The sequence below is a fragment of the Atopostipes suicloacalis DSM 15692 genome, assembly GCF_900129085.1.
Classification (GTDB): domain Bacteria; phylum Bacillota; class Bacilli; order Lactobacillales; family Carnobacteriaceae_A; genus Atopostipes; species Atopostipes suicloacalis.
The window spans coordinates 1-19,691 of sequence record NZ_FQUF01000027.1 but is presented as its reverse complement, the minus strand read 5'-3'; the positions used below and the strand labels follow the sequence as shown (position 1 = coordinate 19,691).

Annotated in this window: 21 protein-coding genes; 2 read left to right on the top strand and 19 right to left on the bottom strand. The window is 33.9% G+C overall.

Going from position 1 to position 19,691, the window contains the following annotated elements:
- Positions 1-23: 23 nt before the first annotated feature.
- The 6 genes from BUB96_RS08200 to BUB96_RS08175 all read right to left on the bottom strand — a co-directional run bounded on the left by BUB96_RS08200 (position 24) and on the right by BUB96_RS08175 (position 6,834).
- Complete coding sequence (locus BUB96_RS08200) at positions 24-977, bottom strand: hydroxyacid dehydrogenase (protein ID WP_073298392.1); 954 nt, start codon at positions 975-977, stop codon at positions 24-26.
- A 42-nt stretch (positions 978-1,019) separates the two neighbouring features.
- A complete protein-coding gene (locus tag BUB96_RS08195; protein WP_073298391.1) occupies positions 1,020-2,153 on the bottom strand; it encodes an L-talarate/galactarate dehydratase in 1,134 nt (377 codons plus the stop codon).
- Positions 2,154-2,427: 274 nt separating this feature from the next.
- Entirely contained in the window at positions 2,428-3,309 is an 882-nt protein-coding gene (gene garR / locus BUB96_RS08190; protein WP_073298390.1) for a 2-hydroxy-3-oxopropionate reductase, read from the bottom strand.
- A gap of 99 nt (positions 3,310-3,408) precedes the next feature.
- Positions 3,409-4,554: a glycerate kinase gene (locus tag BUB96_RS08185; protein ID WP_073298389.1), complete on the bottom strand. Its 1,146-nt coding sequence runs from the start codon at positions 4,552-4,554 to the stop codon at positions 3,409-3,411.
- Positions 4,555-4,565: 11 nt separating this feature from the next.
- Complete coding sequence (locus BUB96_RS08180; protein WP_084137052.1) at positions 4,566-5,477, bottom strand: dihydrodipicolinate synthase family protein; 912 nt, start codon at positions 5,475-5,477, stop codon at positions 4,566-4,568.
- Between the two features lie 31 nt (positions 5,478-5,508).
- Complete coding sequence (locus BUB96_RS08175) at positions 5,509-6,834, bottom strand: enolase C-terminal domain-like protein (protein ID WP_200789083.1); 1,326 nt, start codon at positions 6,832-6,834, stop codon at positions 5,509-5,511.
- Between the two features lie 232 nt (positions 6,835-7,066).
- On the opposite strand from BUB96_RS08175, the gene BUB96_RS08170 reads away from it, so the two are divergent.
- Entirely contained in the window at positions 7,067-8,182 is a 1,116-nt protein-coding gene (locus BUB96_RS08170; protein WP_073298387.1) for a CdaR family transcriptional regulator, read from the top strand.
- 79 nt (positions 8,183-8,261) lie between these two features.
- On the opposite strand, the gene atpC is transcribed toward BUB96_RS08170, so the two are convergent.
- From atpC to BUB96_RS08125, 9 genes are read right to left on the bottom strand one after another with little or no spacing between them, the layout of a single operon-like run.
- Positions 8,262-8,651, bottom strand: a complete 390-nt coding sequence (gene atpC, locus BUB96_RS08165) for an ATP synthase F1 subunit epsilon (RefSeq protein ID WP_073298386.1) — start codon at positions 8,649-8,651, stop codon at positions 8,262-8,264.
- 12 nt (positions 8,652-8,663) lie between these two features.
- Positions 8,664-10,037, bottom strand: a complete 1,374-nt coding sequence (gene atpD, locus BUB96_RS08160; protein WP_073298385.1) for a F0F1 ATP synthase subunit beta — start codon at positions 10,035-10,037, stop codon at positions 8,664-8,666.
- A gap of 4 nt (positions 10,038-10,041) precedes the next feature.
- Complete coding sequence (locus BUB96_RS08155; RefSeq protein ID WP_073298384.1) at positions 10,042-10,800, bottom strand: F0F1 ATP synthase subunit gamma; 759 nt, start codon at positions 10,798-10,800, stop codon at positions 10,042-10,044.
- The gene (gene atpA / locus BUB96_RS08150) at positions 10,793-12,313 is read right to left on the bottom strand and encodes a F0F1 ATP synthase subunit alpha (RefSeq protein ID WP_073298383.1); all 1,521 of its coding nucleotides are present in this window, start codon (positions 12,311-12,313) and stop codon (positions 10,793-10,795) included. The genes BUB96_RS08155 and atpA overlap by 8 nt, the downstream gene beginning before the upstream one ends.
- Complete coding sequence (gene atpH, locus BUB96_RS08145; RefSeq protein WP_073298382.1) at positions 12,297-12,821, bottom strand: ATP synthase F1 subunit delta; 525 nt, start codon at positions 12,819-12,821, stop codon at positions 12,297-12,299. The genes atpA and atpH overlap by 17 nt, the downstream gene beginning before the upstream one ends.
- Positions 12,808-13,320 carry an ATP synthase F0 subunit B gene (locus BUB96_RS08140; protein ID WP_073298381.1) on the bottom strand — a complete coding sequence of 171 codons (513 nt, stop codon included), beginning with the start codon at positions 13,318-13,320 and terminating at the stop codon, positions 12,808-12,810. Before BUB96_RS08140 ends, atpH begins: the two co-directional genes overlap by 14 nt.
- 21 nt (positions 13,321-13,341) lie before the next feature.
- The gene (gene atpE, locus BUB96_RS08135; RefSeq protein WP_073298380.1) at positions 13,342-13,572 is read right to left on the bottom strand and encodes an ATP synthase F0 subunit C; all 231 of its coding nucleotides are present in this window, start codon (positions 13,570-13,572) and stop codon (positions 13,342-13,344) included.
- Positions 13,573-13,606: 34 nt separating this feature from the next.
- Positions 13,607-14,290, bottom strand: a complete 684-nt coding sequence (locus tag BUB96_RS08130; RefSeq protein ID WP_073298379.1) for a F0F1 ATP synthase subunit A — start codon at positions 14,288-14,290, stop codon at positions 13,607-13,609.
- Between the two features lie 2 nt (positions 14,291-14,292).
- Complete coding sequence (locus tag BUB96_RS08125) at positions 14,293-14,622, bottom strand: hypothetical protein (RefSeq protein ID WP_073298378.1); 330 nt, start codon at positions 14,620-14,622, stop codon at positions 14,293-14,295.
- Between the two features lie 525 nt (positions 14,623-15,147).
- On the opposite strand from BUB96_RS08125, the gene BUB96_RS08120 reads away from it, so the two are divergent.
- Complete coding sequence (locus BUB96_RS08120; RefSeq protein ID WP_073298377.1) at positions 15,148-15,720, top strand: Gx transporter family protein; 573 nt, start codon at positions 15,148-15,150, stop codon at positions 15,718-15,720.
- A 112-nt stretch (positions 15,721-15,832) separates the two neighbouring features.
- Here the strand turns inward: BUB96_RS08120 and BUB96_RS08115 are convergent, their stop codons facing one another.
- From BUB96_RS08115 to BUB96_RS08100, 4 genes are all read right to left on the bottom strand, one after another.
- Positions 15,833-16,690, bottom strand: coding sequence for an ABC transporter permease (locus BUB96_RS08115; RefSeq protein WP_073298376.1), 858 nt, complete (start codon positions 16,688-16,690; stop codon positions 15,833-15,835).
- Complete coding sequence (locus BUB96_RS08110; protein ID WP_073298375.1) at positions 16,690-17,598, bottom strand: ABC transporter ATP-binding protein; 909 nt, start codon at positions 17,596-17,598, stop codon at positions 16,690-16,692. Before BUB96_RS08110 ends, BUB96_RS08115 begins: the two co-directional genes overlap by 1 nt.
- Before the next feature lie 196 nt (positions 17,599-17,794).
- Positions 17,795-18,898 carry an FAD:protein FMN transferase gene (locus BUB96_RS08105; protein ID WP_143274303.1) on the bottom strand — a complete coding sequence of 368 codons (1,104 nt, stop codon included), beginning with the start codon at positions 18,896-18,898 and terminating at the stop codon, positions 17,795-17,797.
- 97 nt (positions 18,899-18,995) lie between these two features.
- Entirely contained in the window at positions 18,996-19,505 is a 510-nt protein-coding gene (locus BUB96_RS08100) for an FMN-binding protein (RefSeq protein WP_073298374.1), read from the bottom strand.
- Positions 19,506-19,691: the final 186 nt, after the last annotated feature.

The following is a 19,691-nucleotide window of genomic DNA, read 5'->3' as shown; positions in this document are numbered from 1 at the left end:
ACATTTTTTCTATTTAACAATAATTATAGTTTAACTGGCCATGTCGGCTTACGATTACTTAATACATCATCAATTCCTTGAGCCGCATGTAGACCAATTATATCCATTGTCTCATTTGTCAATGCAGAATTGTGAGGTGTTAACAAAACATTATCCAGTTCAAAAAATGGATGATGATCAGGAAGAGGTTCTTCATTAAAAACATCTAATGCTGCTCCTCGGATTCTCTTATTTTGTATAGCTTTTATGAGATCTACTTCATCTATAAGCTCACCACGAGAACAATTTATAATATAAGCAGAAGGTTTCATGATTTCTAATGTTCTTTTGTTTACTATTCCGTTCGTTTCAGATGTACTAGGAACATGTAAAGATACAAAATCTGCTTTTTCAAAAACCTCTTCTGCTGAATATAATCTATTTATATATTTCGGAAAAGCTTTTTTAGAAGCATATTTATCATAAGCAACAACTTTCATATCTAAACCAAAATAAGCTTTTTTCGCAACTAGGGAGCCTATACGTCCTAAACCAATTAATCCCAGCACCTTATTTTTAGCTTCATTCCCTCTATGTGTATTCCGAACTTCCCAATTACCCGTCCGAGTTTCTGCATCTATAAAGACTAATTGTTGACCTAAAGCCATAATAAAACCAATGGTACGTTCAGCAACAGCATTTGACAAAGCAGAAGGCGTATAGGTAATTGTAATATTATTCTCTTTACAATATTCTAAATCAAGATTATCATAACCTACTCCATGGCGCCCGATAACTTTTAAATTTTTTGCAGAAGCTAGCACTTCTCTAGGATAAAATCCAGTTCTAGCTAAAATAGCATCTGCATTTATGATTAATCTCTTTAGATACTCTGTGTCCATGTTTCCGTTACCTACTCTAATTTTATATCCTTTATCTCGTAAAAATTTTTTCCCTAATTCTGTTATATCTTGTGGTATCACTACTTCATACGCCATTATATTCTTCTCTCCATTAATTTCTTAGCTTAGGCTAATAATTTAATTAAAGATATCTGTCGCAACATTTAAGCTTTTCACTCTTTCTTCGTTTAGAGTTAATCCAATTCCAGGACGTTCGGGTACTTTCATAAAGCCATTATTCATTTCCACTCGTTCAATAAAGACACCGACTTCTTCAAACCATTCAAAATGTTCTACCCAAACATCATTACTATATGTAGCAACTAATGGTAAATGAAGCTCCATACTATAATGTGGCGCTAAAACAAGACGTTTCTCTTCACAGCGTTCCACAACTTTTTTAAACTGAGTAATTCCACCAATTCTTGGGGCATCAAGCTGACAAACATCAAATGCTGGACGTTCTAAGTATGGCAATCCTTCTTCAAAACTTGTTAGCATTTCTCCAGTAGCTATTGGTGTCTCAAGTGCTCTTGAAAGTCTATAATGACCTTCAACATCTAAAGCTCCAACCGGTTCTTCAAGCCATACTAAATCATACTGATCTAGATACCTACCTGCTTTTAGAGCAGTTGAAACATCCCATTGCTGATTAGCATCAACCATTATCGCTACATCATCACCCAGTGCTTTTCGTAGCGCTTCAACACGTTTAACATCTTTCATATAATCTTTTTGCCCGACTTTTATTTTAATACCACCCGCACCTTCAGATAGTACTTTTTGAGCATTATCAATTACTTTTTCAATTGGATCTTGTAGAAAACCACCTGTTGTATTGTAGCATGGAACTTCGTCTTTGAACTGACCTAATAATTTACTAATTGAGAGTCCAGCCCGTTTAGCTTTTAAATCCCATAGCGCTATATCAAATGGTGTAATTGCCTGCACCGCTACTCCACTTGATCCTATTGAAATACTTGACCATAATAATTTATTCCATAGTCTAGAAATATCATTAGGATCTTCACCAATAAGTAGAGGTGCATATTCTTTCGCAAGTGCATATTGAGCTGGCCCACCATTTCTCTTGCAATACGTGAATCCAAATCCTACACGACCATCATTTGTTGTAATTGTGGCACATGTCAACATTACTTCCGTTAAAGGTGTTTGCTTTCCCATTATAACTTTAGCATCACTAACTGGTTTTTCTAATGGAACTTCTAGTAATTGTATTTCAACCTGTTTAATAACATCTTTAGTATTCATATTAGTCCTCCATTTATATTTTTATTGATTTATTTCCCCTTGATATAAAACGCTTACATTTACATCTTATTATCTTTTTCTATTTTAAACAATATTATAGCAACCATTATTTTATCTTTTAAATTATTACAAGTGACGTATTAAGAAAACACTTAATATTTGTCCCTATCTCTAGGCTTGTACTATGATAAACAAAAAAGAGAGAACAAACTACTTTGAAGGGAGCATATCCATATTATAATAATGTCTCTCTTTTTATTTATACTATTAAACTTTATTGTAAAGTTTGATTATTAATCATTTCATAATAACGAGCTATTGCTGAATGATCTTTCTTATCTAAATCGTGTGATCTTAAGGATTGCATAATTTCCATTGATAATGCTGTAAATGGAGATGCAGCATTATATTCATGAGCTGAATCTAAAGCATTTTGTAAATCTTTAATGTGCAATTCAATTCTAAAACCTGGATCAAAATCCCCATCAAATATTTTTTGAGATTTTTGTTCCATTACTTTACTTCCAGCTAATCCAGAACGTATTGCTTTATAAACATTTTCTGGATCTACGCCTGCCTTTTTAGCCAATGAATATGCTTCTGAAATACCAGCTATATTAATAGCTACTATCATTTGATTAGCTAATTTTGTAGTATTTCCTGCCCCTACCTCACCCACTAAAGTAACAGAGCTAGCCATAACCATTAACACGTCATAATATTTATCAAATACATCTTGGTCACCACCAACCATAACTGCAATAGATCCTTCAATGGCTCCTGGCTCCCCTCCAGATACTGGAGCATCTAAAAAGCTAACACCTAGTTCATTTAGTTTCTCAGAGAATTCAACACTTGCTACTGGAGATATGGAACTCATATCAATTACAGTCATCCCTTCTGAAAGGCCTTCTGCAATACCATCTTTTGTGAAGAGTGCTGACTCTACATGAGGTGAGTTTGGAAGCATTATGATAACTAGCTCTGATTTTTCAGCTGCTTCTTTACCAGATGAGGCTGCATGTCCTCCTGCTTCAACTAAATCGTCAATGCTTTCTTTTACAAAATCATATCCATATACTTCATGACCTGCTTTTACTAAATTAATAGCCATTGGTTTACCCATAATTCCTAATCCTACAAATCCTATTTTCATAAATTGTCAATCCTTTCAAATTTTATATAATTTATTTATTATTTCCATTACTAACGTATTATTGAATAAAATAAATGTCAATTGAATTAAAAACTATTTTTAGTAATTACTGATAGCATTGTAAAAGTGCAAAATGTTCTTTGTCATTGCTTTAACTAACTTTTCAGTATTTGAAATTGCATCTTCTAAAGTCATTGGCTTATAAATAATATCAAATACTCCGTCAATACCATTTTTGTAGATTAAATCTAAGTCTAAATCTGACCTACCTACTATTGCTACTACTGGTATGTTATACTTTTTAGCTAGTTTCGCTATCCCTGTTGGTGCTTTCCCATAAGAAGATTGTCCATCAATACTACCTTCTCCAGTAATCACTAAATCAGCATCTTTAATAGATTTTTCAATCTGAATCAGTTCTAGTATTGATTCTATACCTAAACGGTAATTTGCGTTTGCAAAAACCATAAGTCCTGCCCCTAATCCTCCAGCTGCTCCTGCTCCTTCAACTTCTAAAATATCAAGACCAAATTCATTAAATATAATTTTCGCATAATGTTTCAGAGCCTTATCTAGCTCTTGAATTTGCTTTTTAGAAGCTCCTTTTTGGGGCCCGTAAATAGCAGAGGCTCCAAATTCACCGCATAAAGGATTTGTAACATCTGATAGTATAGTTATCTTAGTTTTTTCAATATCTTTTACTATATTTGAATTATTAATTGATTGGATTTTAGATAAGTTTGCTGCAATCGGTTTTAGTTCTTTTGATTCATCATCTAAGAATTTAACTCCGAGTGCGCTAGCTGCTCCGATTCCACCATCATTCGTAGCGCTGCCTCCAATCCCAATATAAATCTCTTCAACTTCTTTACTAAGAGCATCTACAATTAACTGACCAGTACCAAAGGTCGAAGCTTGCATGATATCTCTTTCTGTTTCATCAACTAAAGTAAGTCCTGAAGCCTCAGCCATTTCAATGATCGCAGTTTTTCCATTGTTAATTAAACCATACTCTGCTTGAATATTATTACCAAGTGGTCCTTTTACATTCTTAGTTATTATTTCTCCTTTAAGTACAGATAGTATAGCTCTTACAGTACCTTCTCCGCCATCAGCTACAGCAAAGATTTCCGTTGAATACTCTGGGTACTCTTCTTGGATTGACTCCGATATATAGTTTCCTATATCTAAAGATGTAGCACTTCCCTTAAAAGAGTCTGAGGCTATTATAATTTTCCCCCCCATATTTTTTCCTCCTACTCTACTAAATCTAAAAAACCACCTTCATACATTGCTTCTTGCATTTTCTTTAACACTTCTCCGTCTGTGGCTTCGGTAGGTCTAATAGATTTTCCTACATCTAATCCCATTAAATTAGACATATCCTTTGCAGCTGCCGGAAAGCTTGCGCCATCTTGAGAAAGACGAATGGGATTTAATTTATACTGTGCTTCTAAGGCTTCTTCGTATTTACCTTCTATATATAAATCATAAATACTATTTACTAATTCTCCGAACATATTTGCTGTTGAACAAACACTGCCTACTGCTCCCATACACATACCAGCATAAATTACGGTGTCCTTACCTGTGAGAACTTTAAAATCAACATCTTTGGTTAATCGGATGATTTCACTTGTAAATGTAATATCTCCACTTGAGTCTTTAATCCCCACTATATTAGATACGTTATGCGCTAAATCACTAATAACTTGTTTAGGAATACCATAACCACATCTACCTGGATTATTGTAAAGTAATACTGCAGTATCAGGGATACTTTGTGCAATTGTTTCAAAATGATTATATAAAGCTTTATCTGTAGGTTGAATAAACATTGGTTGTAAAATCGAAACAGCTGCAATATCACGGTTTACAGCTTTTTGTGCTAATTCTACAGCTTTACGAGTTCTGATAGCACCCATTCCAAAATAAACTGGCACTCTTCCGGCTGTCTCGTCAATTATAATATCTAATGCTTGTAACATTTCTTCATCTTCAAACATATAGAATTCAGAATTACTACCAAATGCTAAAATCCCATGTACTCCGGTATCAATTACATGATTAACAATTTTACGCATTCTTTGCTCATCTAAATCTTCATTGTCATCTACCGGTGTTACAATTGGAACAATGATTCCTTTTATATCTTCTCTGTTTATCATTTTATTACCCCAATCTAAATTTCTAGAAACATCATCTAACTAATGCTGGTTTCTTTCTATCAAACTTCCAGTCTTCAATTAAATATTGCATTGCAATTGAATCATCACGAGCTCCTAAATTATTATCAACATATAGTTTATGTGCTTTTTCAATCGCTTCAATATCGGGTTCGATCCCTAGTCCGACTGAATCTTTAGCAATATGGATTTCTCCACCTTCAATTTTATGTGGGTTTTTTGTTAAAAACTGACCATCTTGCCAAATATAATGTGTATCACAAGCGTTTATTGCGCCTGGAGCTGCTGCTCCAACGTGTGCTACCATAGCTAATGAGATATCAAAGTGATTATTTGAATGAACTCCCCATGTCATCCCAAATTCATGACACATTTGTGCTACTCTTGTTGATCCTTGCATTGTCCAAAAATGAGGGTCTGCTAGTGGAATTGTTACACTATTCAATTTTATTGAATGATGCATTTGTCTCCAATCCGTGGCTACCATATTTGTAGCTGTTGGTAAGTTAGTTCTTTGAATGAATTCAGCCATTATTTCTCTTCCACTGTACCCATCTTCTGCTCCACTAGGATCTTCAACATATGTTAAAATACCATGCATGTCTTTACACAAATCAACCGCTTCTTCTAATGACCATGCACCATTAGGGTCTAATGTAATGCGAGCATTAGGAAATTCTTTTTTCAACGCTCTAATTGCTTCCATTTCTTCAGCCCCTTCAAGTACACCACCTTTTAACTTGAAGTCTTTGAAGCCATAACGCTCATAAGCTGCTTTTGCCAGTTCTACGATTGATTCAGGAGTTAATGCTTCTTCTCTACGCAATCTACCCCAAGCATCTGAATTATCATCATCTCTCAAATAAGGTAACTCAGTTTTATCTGGATCTCCAACATAAAATAAGTAGCCTAAGAATGGAACATTTTCCCGAACTTGTCCATCCCCTAATAAAGCAGCTACTGGCACTTTCAAATGTTTACCTAAAAGATCTAATAACGGAGTCTCAACAGCTGTCTGTACATGAACGGTTGTACGTAAATCAAATGTTTGCTCTCCACGTCCACCACTATCTAGCTGCCCATATTTTTCCCCAATTTCTTTAACAATGTTTTTATATTCTGCAATACTACGTCCTTCAACAATGTCTTTAACATCATTCAAAGTATTAGTGATTTTTTCTCCACCTGGAACTTCTCCAACACCTAAATTTCCTTCAGAATCCTCTAAAACTACAATGTTACGTGTGAAAAATGGTCCATGTGCTCCACTTAAATTTAATAACATGGAATCATAACCTGCAACTGGGTATACTGTCATTTTTTCTACTGTTGGTACCATCAAAGATTTCCTCCTATAATATATTAATCTTATTTCTTTAGAACTATTCTTCAGTTATTTTCTAAAATTAGATACTTGTGAGTGTAAACTATACAGTTATAAATATCTTTTGTTTTATAAACGCTTACAAATATATTGTATTCTTTTAATATTAACTATACAATGTTATACAGAATAATGTTTACTGATTTATATTGTTATATATTATTATAAAGAACAAAAGGAGAGTTTTATGATTGCTGTAGAGGTTGCTCAAAATATTGTTGATAGTATGAAAGCTATAATTCATCAAGAAATTAATTATTTTTCAATAAAGGGAGAAATAATTGCTAGTACAGATCCAACTCGAATCGGTGAAAACCATGATGGTGCAAAGCTTGTCATAGAAACTGAAAAATCTTTGATTATTAGTTATGATGAAGAATTTAAAGGAGCGAAACAAGGAATTAATCTCCCTGTTTTATTGAATCAAAATATTGTTGGTGTAATAGGAATAACTGGAAAAAAAGATGAAGTTAGTAAATATGGTGAAATTATTAAGCAAATGACAGAGATTCTTATTAGAGATAGTATCGCGAAAGATATAATATTTAATAAAAGACATAGTCATCGTTTTATTATAGACTACATTATGGAGCGAAACATCGCCCTTGAACAAAGTCCCGGCTTAATTAAGTTTTTATATGATACTAATTTTGATTTAACCCGAGTAGTAATTACAGGTGTTTTAATAAATAATAATGATTTGACTTATGAAATGACATCTAAAATTTATAACGAATTAAATACTCTTATTGGTCTCAATGAAAATAATATATTTGATGTAAGAAATGGATTCATTACAATTTTAATTGAAATTCATTCTTCAGAAAATATTAATACCATTATCGAAAATATACTTTCCAGACTCAAAAGTAACTTAGACTCTAATTTCATTTTTGGAATTGGTAGTCTAGCGACTTCAATTGATACACTTAAAAATAGTATAAAAAATTCTTATACCGCTTTATCGTGGAATTTAAATTTCCATTCGTTACCTTACCTATACTATAATGAAATGGAATATGGAATTATACTTCATGATATTTTAAAAGAAGATAAAGAATTTTTTTTAGATAATATTTTTAAAGATGTTACTCCTGAAGAAATAGGAGAAATTATTGATTTATTAAATATTTATGAAGAGCATAATGGTAGTATTAAAAAATGTGCAGATGAGTTATTTGTTCATAAAAATACAGTACAATATCAATTAAATAAAATAAATAACTTAACGGGATATAATCCACGTAATCTAAAAGATTTTTTTATTCTTAAATTGGCTTGTATATTATATCAAACAACATAAGCATTATTATTTTTTATAAAAAAACATTCCCACTTTAAGCTTTCTTCGCGTAAAGTGGGAATGTTTAATTTTTGTATAATTATCTTGTAGCAGATAATCGAGTTAAGGCTCTTTTTAATGCTAATTCTGCCTCTTGCATTTCACGAGCTTCTAACTTTCTCTTTAACATCTCTTCTGCTCGCTCTTTTGCTCGCTCTGCTCGAATTCTATCGATTTCTTCTGAGAATTCAAAGGTACGAACAAATAATTGGGCAATATTATCTTTGAAGTAAAAAATACCTTCAGAAATAACCACTGTATCTGATTGATTATCTTTAATAACTTTAACTTTCCCGATTTCTACCGGTACAACGACATCCATGTGATTTGCAAGAATTGTTCGAAGACCATCTTCTGTTGGAAGAGATATTCGAGTATTCTCAGAAACATGTTTTTTACCTTCGGGTGTTATCATCGTTAATGTAAACATTTTATACCCCCGTTAAGCGTCTGCTATAACATCATCAATCGTTGCTTTAAATAAGAATTTACTTTCCGGAATATGGTCTACTTCCCCATCTAAAATAGCTTTAAAGCTTCGTACCGTATCTTCAATTGGTACAAACTGCCCTTTCATTCCAGTAAAACTCTCACCAACAAAGAAAGGTTGAGATAAGAAGTTACGGATTTTACGAGCTCGGCTCGTGACTAACTTATCTTCATCACTTAATTCATCCATACCAAGAATGGCAATAATATCTTGTAATTCTTGATATCTTTGAAGAGTAGATTGAACAGCCTGAGCCACTTCAACGTGTTCCGCTCCTACATATTCTTCTGCCAGTAAGTTACTGTTAGACTCTAATGGATCAACTGCAGGATAAATTCCTAGAGCTGCAATTTGACGACTTAAAACTGTTCGTGAATCTAAGTGAGAGAAGGCAATCGCAGCAGCCGGGTCAGTTAAATCATCCGCTGGTACATAAATTGCTTGAATGGAAGTAATAGAGCCATCCTTTGTTGAGGCAATTCGTTCTTGAAGCTCTCCCATCTCATTAGATAACGTTGGTTGGTAACCCACTGCGGATGACATACGCCCAAGTAACGCAGATACTTCTGAACCTGCTTGAATATATCTGAAAATATTATCAACAAATAATAAAACGTCTTGTTTTTTAACATCTCTAAAGTATTCAGCCATGGTCAAACCGGATAAGGCTACCCGCATACGTGCTCCAGGTGGCTCGTTCATTTGACCATAAATTAGTGTCGTTTGGTCTAACACGCCGGCATCTTTCATCTCATTATATAAATCATTACCTTCACGTGTACGTTCTCCAACACCGGCAACCACAGATAAGCCACCTTGCTCAACCGCCATATTGTTAATTAATTCTTGCATCAGTACAGTTTTACCTACACCAGCACCCCCGAAGAGTCCAATTTTTCCTCCTTGAGGATAAGGACAGAGTAAATCAATGACCTTAATTCCTGTTTCAAGAATTTCCGAACTGGTTAAGCGTTGATCAAAAGCTGGGGCTTGTCGATGAATAGGCATCGTTTCTTCTGTCTCAGTTTCACCTAATTCATCAATCGGTTCACCTAATACATTAAACATTCTACCTAACGTTTTTTCGCCCACTGGTACACTGATGGGTTCTCCAGTATCTAAAGCTTTCATTCCTCGCTGAAGACCATCTGTTGGCTGCATGGAAATGCAACGTACTATATCATGACCAATATGTTGGGCAACTTCTAAGGATACCTCTTCTTCACTTTGTACAACTAGTTTGTTATATAAATCTGGTAATTGGTCTTTTGGAAATCTCACATCAATAACCGAACCAATTATTTGATCGATTGTTCCTTGATTCATACTTTTATTCCACCCCCGCTGATAATTCTAAAATTTCTGCAGTAATACGTTCTTGTCGTAATTGATTGTAACGGTTGCCTAGTTCTTCACGCATATCATTTGCGTTGTCTGTTGCTTGCTCCATCGCAATACGACGCGTCATATTTTCACTATATTTTGATTGATAGTAGGCATCATATAAAGAGAGCAATAAATTAAATTGTTTAAACCGTTCATTTGCAGAATCATAGTCTGGTTCATAAATAATAAAATCACTATATGTTAATTGCTCGTTTAAATATTTCCAAGAAATTTCTAAATCATTCCCTCTCATGTGAGGAACAGCTAGATAAACTTGATATTCTTTTAAGTACTCTACAATATCATCATATAAAAAATCGATATGCAAATGATCACTTTGCATTTTCTCATTAACCACATTTAAATCTGGTATAGTGCTCACTTTTTCATAATTTTGACTACCTAGCCAGAAAATAGCATCCGGGTTTAACTCACGAGCTGCTTTAGTGATTGCATTATTATAGCCAGAAACTAAACCCAAGTCTGGAACAAAGCAAACAGCTAAAACATCTAAATTTTCAGAATCCACCATTTTTTCTGAAGGAATATCCTCATATTCCGCCACAATTTCGGAAAATTCTTTAATTCTTCTTTGATATTTTTGCAATTTGCTCATAGATACTAGTTTCATAGCATTTGTAATTTTAGAGACTTTATTAATCGTGTTCATCCGCAGTTGAATGGTTTTGATATTCTCAGCCATTCTGCATCACCTTGAAATCTTCCAGAAGAGTTTCCATGACTTCGTCAATTCGTTTTTGTAAATCTTCCGTTAGTTCATAATTTTCAGCTAACTCATCTAATATATCTGAATAATTATTTTGAAAAGCTTCTTGCATATAACGTTCAAATGGACGTACTTCTTCTACTTCTAGTTTATCTAACCAGCCATATTCTGACAAATACATACTTAAAATGACTAACTCATGTTTAATGACTTGGTAAGCCGGTTGTTTCAAGAGTTCATTTAATCGATTTCCGTGATCAATTACTTTTTGTGTTTCTGGATCAATATCCGAACTAAATTGCGCAAAGGAACTTAATTCTTCATATGTTGCTAATTCCAATTTTAAAGAACCAGAGACAGATTTCATCGCATCTGTTTGAGCATCTGATCCAACACGAGAAACAGACAACCCACTATCTACTGCAGGACGATGCCCCGAGGCGAATTGTTCCGTATCTAAAAATAACTGTCCATCTGTAATTGAGATAACGTTTGTTGGAATATATGCACTAATATCTCCAAGCTGAGTTTCAATAATTGGTAAAGCAGTCATTGAACCTCCACCATAGTTCTCATTTAATTGACCCGCACGTTCTAATAAACGTGAATGGAGATAGAAAACATCCCCTGGATAGGCTTCGCGTCCAGATGGTCGTTTTAATAGTAATGAAATTGTACGATAAGCGACTGCATGTTTTGATAAGTCATCATAAATAACTAGAACATCTTCGCCCTTATCCATCCAATATTCTGCAATTGCACAGCCAGCATATGGTGAAATATATTGACGAGCTGCTGAATCATTCGCTGGACTATTAATAATGACCGTGTAATCCATTGCACCATAACGCTCCAAAGTTTCAGCAACTTGAACTACTGTCGATGATTTTTGTCCAATCGCTACGTATACACATTTAACATTTTGATCTTTTTGATTCAAAATCGTATTCAAAGCAATACTTGTTTTTCCTGTCTGGCGGTCACCAATAATTAACTCTCGTTGACCTTTACCAATTGGAATCATCGAATCAATGACCTTAAGCCCCGTAAATAATGGACGACCAACACTATGGCGTGTCATAACGCCTGGAGCTACTCGTTCTATATATCTTTCTTCTGTGGCCGTGATTGGTCCTTTATTATCTAATGGCTCACCTAATGGGTCAATAATACGTCCCAATAAGTCATCTCCAACAGGTACTTGGACAATTTCTTCTGTTCGGTAAACTGTATCTCCTTCACGAATACCTCGGTCACTTCCGAGAAGAATTACACCTACTTGATTTTCTTCCAAGTTAAGCGCTAAACCAAATGTTCCATTTTCGAATCGGACTAACTCATTCGCTTGAACATCTTGTAATCCACGAACGAAAGAAATACCGTCTCCAACCGTTAAAACGACACCTGTGTCTAAATCACTAAATTCCCAATCAACTTGTTGAATTCTATCTTGTAATTTTTGAATAATTTGTTCACTTTTTCGATCCATGCTGCACCTCTCTTATAATTTGATCGATGCGCGAACGAAAAGTCGTATCTATTACCGCACCATTTACTTCTAATCGAATTCCTCCGATTAAGTTTTTATTTATTTGATAATGAATCATTGAGTTTTCTCCCCAACGATTGTAAATTAGAGATTCAATCTGATTTTTAATTTGTTCACCTAAAGGATTTGCACTATAAACTTGTACATCAAATAATATATTTTCTTCGACTAGGATCAAATAGTAATCTTCCGTAATCGTTTCTAATCGATGTAGCATCCCTTCTTCTGTAATAACTTCTAAAAAGTTAATCACCATTGCGTCAAATTGACCATTTAAAATGGTGCGTAAATTTTGAAAACTTTCCGCTTTCACATCTAACGCATGAACATATTGATCAGATTGTTTTAATATTTGAGTTAGCTCTTGAAGTTGAAACCACACATCTATAGAAGAATCCGCTGGAATAGAGGCTAATAATGCATACACATATTGTTTAGTGAGTCTCATTATTCATCTGCTCCAATTCTACTTCTAATGAATGATAAATTTCTGTTTCATCATAATCATAGTTTTCAAGCGTGCGTTCTGTTAAGTTCAAAGCTACATCTAATAAATAATCTTCTACTTCTGCAATTAAATTCGCTCTTTGAATTTCAATCTCATTGTGAGCTTGTTCAAGCATTAGTTCTTTTTCATGAGTAGCTTGTTCAATGATTTTCTCACGCTCTTTTCTTGCTTCAACTTCCATCGCTTGTTGTGCACGTTTTAATCTTTCGACTTCTTCTTGATGCTCTTTTTCCAAGGCTTGCGTCTTAACTTGCGCCTCTTCCTCTACTGTTTTTGCATAATTTTGAGCTTCATTTAGCTCTTCTGCTTGTTTATCTAAATAATTCATCACGGGTTGATGTAAATATTTTCGGTATAAAAGATAAATGATCCCCGTTGCAGCTAACTGGACAAGTAATGTTAATAGATTTGGAAAAAGTTTTTCCGCTATATCGATCATATTTTATCCCTCATTTTAAGTTTAATATGCAAAGAGTATTAAGAAAGCAATCAATAGTCCATAAATCGCTGCCGTTTCAGCAATACCAGCACCTAAAATAAGCATTGTACGGATTTCATTTTCTGCTTCTGGGTTTTTACCTACTGCTTCAACAGCTTTTGCTGCGACATAACCTTGCCCTGCCGTTGAGAAAATCCCTGTCATTACTGCTAAAGCTGCTGCGATTGCTACTAATCCATCTCCAATTGTCATTTAAAAACAACTCCTTATATAATTTATATTATTTTTATCCATTTTCTTGAGGCGTTTCTACCCCAATGAAAATAATTGTTAACGAAATAAATAAAAAAGATTGTAAAAATCCTGAAAACAAATCAAAATACAAATGTAAAACTGGAGCAACAATCACTCCAAAAAAGTTAAAACCGCCAATTACTGGAACAAATTGACTAACCCATCCTGTAAACATATAAAGCAAAGACATAATGGTCGAACCAGCGACGACGTTCCCAAATAAACGTAAAGACAAACTTAATAATGGAGCAATTTGCCCAAAAATATTTGGAATTAAAAAGAAAGCAAACGGATCTAAAAAGCTTTTTAAATAGCCTTTGAAACCATTTGTTTTAATACTAACCCCTTGAATAAATATCCAAGTAATTGCCGCAAATGAGAGCGTTACGCTATAGTTGGAAGTAGGTGCGGATAGCCCGAACAATCCACTAATATTAGATACTAAAATATAAATAAAAACAGTACCAATATATGCCGAAAATTTCCGACCATATTCTTCTCCCATTGCATCAATCGTATATTGATTGATCCAACTTACAAGTTTCACAACACCAGCGGCTATACGATTCGGTTTTTGCTTGCCTTGCAAAGTCTGTAACTGTTTATTGATTAGCCAAAAAGAGACCGCAAGAAAAATAGTTACAATTAAAATAGATACTTGTTCGATCTGAAACACATTTAAGTCTCCTTTCTAATTGATCTCATGACAAACATTAAGGCTCGATCCGCAAAGAATGCTGCAAATACAGCAATTGGATTAATGTAATCAGGCAACAAGAATGAAATGAAGAATGGAATAGCAATCCAAACTACCACTCCAAGCAAATAAGCAATATACTTCCTTGTAGAGAAATGATCAAAATCTATAAGATTATCTAATATCTTCTCACGATATTGACGCAACAATCCTGCAAAAATCCAACCTATTAACCAGCCTAGGCCATAAGAAACATCCCAAAAGAATAAGGCTGAGCCTAAAATTATTAATACAAAATGTAATTTAGTCATGATCCCCTCCATACATCACTAGATACGATTCAACGCTCCCTTATAAAGTTTGCGTGAGTCATATAAACAAAAATCGTAAAACAGAAATTACATTAATCAATATAACAATATTTAATCGTAAAGTCAATTTGAATGTTGCTTAAAAATGTTGATGTTAAGCCATTATTATAGATAATAATAAATATTTTATTTATTCGAATTCTGATGCTAATTGACCTTCTTTTATTATAAATCATAATCACTTTTATGCTTACATTTTCTATTGTCGGAAGAACGTCTTCTAAAATTAACCTACTCTTAAAAATAAAAAATCCTTTTTAAAACGTAATCTAATAGAATTATAAACTGTTTGTATAAAAATACAATGTTACTCCGAACAAAAAATAGTATAAGCTCTTTTTTCAAACATTATTCACAAGAAATTTAAACTATATTCATTCGTACTCCTTTTGAATTTTATTGTTTCTATCCATTACTATTGAATTATGATAAACTAAACGAACAGAATGAAAGATAGGTAGGATTATGAGTAAAACACAAAAATCAGTTTATATCGCACTATTAGCTGCTCAAGCAACGGTAATATCCTTAGTAGAAGGAATGTTACCCAATCTTTTAGCATTTGCTCCTGGAGCAAAAATAGGTTTAGCGAACATGGTGACTTTAGTGGCTATTTTTTCTTTATCTTTTAAAGATAGTTTTAAAGTGGTAACTATGCGGTTATTACTTACTTCTTTATTGGGTGGAACTTTATCCACTTTTATGTATAGCTTTGCTGGTTCTTATTTAAGTTTCTTTGGGATGGTACTGGTTCGAAAATTAGGACCTAAAAGAGTCAGTTTTATAGGTATCAGTACAACAGGAGGTATTCTTTTTAACGTAGGGCAACTCACGGTCGCTAGCTTAATTGCACAATCATTTACCGTCATGCTATATCTTCCCGTTTTATCCTTTGCAGGAATTATTGCCGGTATTGTCGTAGGAGTTGTTGGGAATTTCATGATGAAAAATATCGCAACGATTAAAAAAATGCAAAGTGAAGAAGCAAAAAATAATGATTTGTCTCGAAAGTGGTATGAAGCTTCTCTAAATGAATAAAAAAGAAGTTACAAATTTATCGATTTATTTTACTAAATAGTATCTAAAAAACGACTCATTCAAATTTGAACGAGTCGTTTTTAGTTTATTTCTTATTTTTAAGAGTCATCTATTAATTGTTAGAATCTTCTTTTGAAAGTTTCCAAACGGCTAATAGATAGAAAATAACTCCTGATAACAAAACATAAATTAAGCTTTGAGTAGTTGTTATATAGCCATCGCCCCATGTAAAGATGACTCCTAAAGTTTCTTTCACTTCTAAGATTAGCTCGTTAGGAGCCCCACTCATCTTTTGAAATTCATTTTGCATTAAGGCTTTACGTAAAAGGGAAGCGGCTTGAGTGGATGGAACGAATTTAATGATCGAAGCGACCCAATCAGGTAAAACACCTACTGGGATATATACTCCCGCGATAAAACCTGATAGAGAACCAACGACTGAACTGATTACCGAATAGGCCCCTGAAGAATCAACGAAAAGAATAACCAAATACATTAAAGCTGAATTTGAAAACACTGTAACCAAGGTAAGAGCCAAAACCTTTAAAAAGGTCACAAAATCTATAATCGATCCATATTGGAAATAAATAATCAGTTCTCCAATAAATAATGTAAAGATTGAAACTAATAGACTGATGGCAAAAGCAGCACCAATATATCCTCCCGCTACTTGAGCTTTAGAAATCGGAGTTGAATGAAAGTCTTTAGAAATAGCTTTTTCATCATCTTTTACTTTTGTACCAAAAGCCGTTAAGGTAGTGGAAATTGAATTAATCGCTAAAATACCTGCAATTAGCCAATTAAACATAATTAAATCTGGATCAATGTAATCAGCTACCTCCACACTTAAAGTACCTTCTAAAAACACGAAGTATAAGCCAATCAAAATCAAAGAAGATAGCAAGGAGAAAAATACAGTCATTTTATCCCTAAAAAACAATTTAATATTCCTTTGAATTAAAGCCAGCATTATCTTAGCTCCTTTCCTGTTACGTTTAAGAACACGTCATCCATACTCCCTTTGAGTACTTCATAGCTTTCTATATCCTTAATGTATTTTTCAGAAAGAGCTACTGCATCAAGGGTCGATTCTAAATAAATGGTAAGAGAATCACCAGTCTTCTCAAATGACACATTATTTGCTTCTAGTTTTTCACTTAAAGTTTGATCTTTAGGCGTAAGAACTAATTTATTTTTGGCATATTTTTCTTTTAGTTGAGAAGGAGTACCTTCTTCTTGAATCTCTCCATGGTCGATAATCATAATTTTGTCTGCCTGTGCTGCTTCTTCCATATAGTGAGTAGTCAGAAAAATCGTTAAATTATTTTCTTGTTGCATTTGTTTTATCGTCTTCCAGACTTGTTGTCGGGTCTGCGGATCTAAGCCGGTGGTCGGTTCATCTAAAAAGAGTACTTTTGGTCGATGAATTAATCCGCGTGCTAAATCTGCACGTCGTCTTTGCCCGCCTGATAGTTCACCATATGGTCGATCTTTTAAGTCGGTAATATTCGTTATTTCCATAGCTTCTTGTATTAATTCTTGGAGGTTTCCTTTATTTTTTTCGTACAGACCACCTCGTAAACGCAAATTTTCTTCTACTGTTAATAAATCATCAAGTACATTATTTTGAAAAACAACGCCGATCATTTCTCGTATTTTTTCATTGTCTTTTCCTACTTTGTATTGGCCGATTTTAATCTCACCAGAACTTGGTGTTAAAAAAGTACACATCATTTCGATCGTTGTACTCTTTCCGGCACCATTTGGACCTAAAAAGGCAAAAAACGAACCACTTTTCACGTCAAAATTTATTCCTTTAACTGCTTCAATATTTCCATAATCTTTTTTTAGATTATGAACTTCTATAATATTTTCCATAGGATCTCCTCATTTAATTAAGTTGGAATTTCTTGATGCTTTATTTATTATAGTGACACTTTGTCACTTCGTCAAACATAAAGAAATCTGAATAACAAAATTGAGTGTTTTATCATCGAAAAATTCCCGAGAATAAAGCACTCAATTTAAATTATATGTTCATTAATTTCTTCTTCATGCTATATAGTGTATTAATCTATTGATTGATCCATGTAAAACTATCATCCGTTAAATTGAATTCATTCGTAACTCCATCTGAGGTATAAATTTCGTCATCTAAAGAGATAAAGACCGCTTCAATCCCATCCTGACTATTTACATAATCAAGACCTTCTTCAAGACCAAAGCCAAAAACAACGGTGGATAAAGCATCGCCATCGACGGAGTGATCTGTGATTACAGTGACTCCGGCCAAATCATTGTCAAAGGGATAACCAGTATCCGGGTTCATTAAATGATGATAAGCTTTACCTTCTTTTTCAATATATCTTTCATAAATACCTGATGTAACAATCGATTTATTTTTTAAATTAATAGAACCCACAATTTCACCACGAGTGGAATCAGGATTTTGAACACCTACATTAAATCCTCCTGCATCTCGTGTTGGTGAATCGCCCATAATGACTACATTTCCACCTAAATCAACAATAGCTGTTGTAACTCCTTGATCCTTTAAGACGTCCATAGCCTCATCCGCTATATACCCCTTGGCAATCGCTCCTAAGTCAATCCGCATGCCTTCTTCAGTTAAGAAGACGGTACGTTTATCTACATCTAATTTCACTTTTTCGTGATTGACTAAAGGTAAAACTTCTTCGATTTCCTCTACCTCTGGAACTCTGGCATCATCAAAGCCAATGCTCCATAAATCTGTGATAGGACCAATAGTATAGTCAAAACCACTTCCTGCTACCGAACTATATTTTTCGGCCGCTTCAATTAAAGGAAAAACATCATCGGAAACCTCGACCGCTTCTTCTCCGGCAGCTTGATTGATTGCATCAATTTCTGAGCCTGGGCCGTTGGAAGTCAGTTTTTTATCGAGTTCTTTTATCCGATCAACGGCTTCGTCTAGTGCTTCTTCTTTTTCTTCATCATACACACGCAACACAATATAAGTGCCCATCAAAAACTCTCTTCGTTCTGCAGGTTCCTCCATTAAAGTTGTTTCAGATTGAGAGGGTGTTTCATTTTCCTCTTCCTTTTTATTCTCCTGGCTACAAGCAACTAGTAGTAAAAGAATAGAACTTAAAAAAAATAGAAAAACCAATTTTTTATTTTTAATTATTCGCTTCATATTAAACTCCTAATTTTTAATCATAGTATAAACTAAAAAACAGGTAGGAAAAAGCCCGTCCTACCTGTTTATTTATTTAAAACTTTAAACTTATATATTACTCTGCATTATCTACTTCAATAGTTTCTGTATTTCCTTCTTCTGCTGCATCAACTAATTGTTGTGCATAGTCTTGGAATTTTTCTGAAGTATGTGTTGCTCCAGATACTACTTCAACATCTGCTGGATCTTGTTTTTCTACAAGTTGTCCTTCTAAATCTGGTATAAAATCTTGAGGACCTAAGCCATCAACATTGGTCATTGTCTCTTGATAGTCTTCGTCATCAATTTTGTCATTACCATCTTCATCTTTACTTTCCCAAGTTGCTTCGGTAATTTCCCCATCGGCAACAGTCACTTCTAAAGCTTCCTTCCAGCCTGTTTCGCCAAAGTTAAGATCTTCAACACGGTATGATCCATCTTGTAATCCTTCTGTTGTCTCAACAGTTGTATCATCTTGTACATCTTCAGCTGTATCTTCTGGTGTTTCTTCTGGAGCTTCTTCATTCCCACAGCCGGTTAAAACAAGAGCTGACGATAAAAATAAAACAGATAAAAACTTTTTCATAATTTTTTCCTCATCCTTTTGTTATTTGAGTTTTTTTGTATTTAAAATCACAATACAAATACCTTGTTTATTCATTGTTATATTAACATTTTATGGTTAGGGTGTCAAAACCCTATAAAATTTAACTTTTTCTTACTAAGATTCCTTTTCCAACAGCATTTTTGGTATAATTAACCGTATAAATAT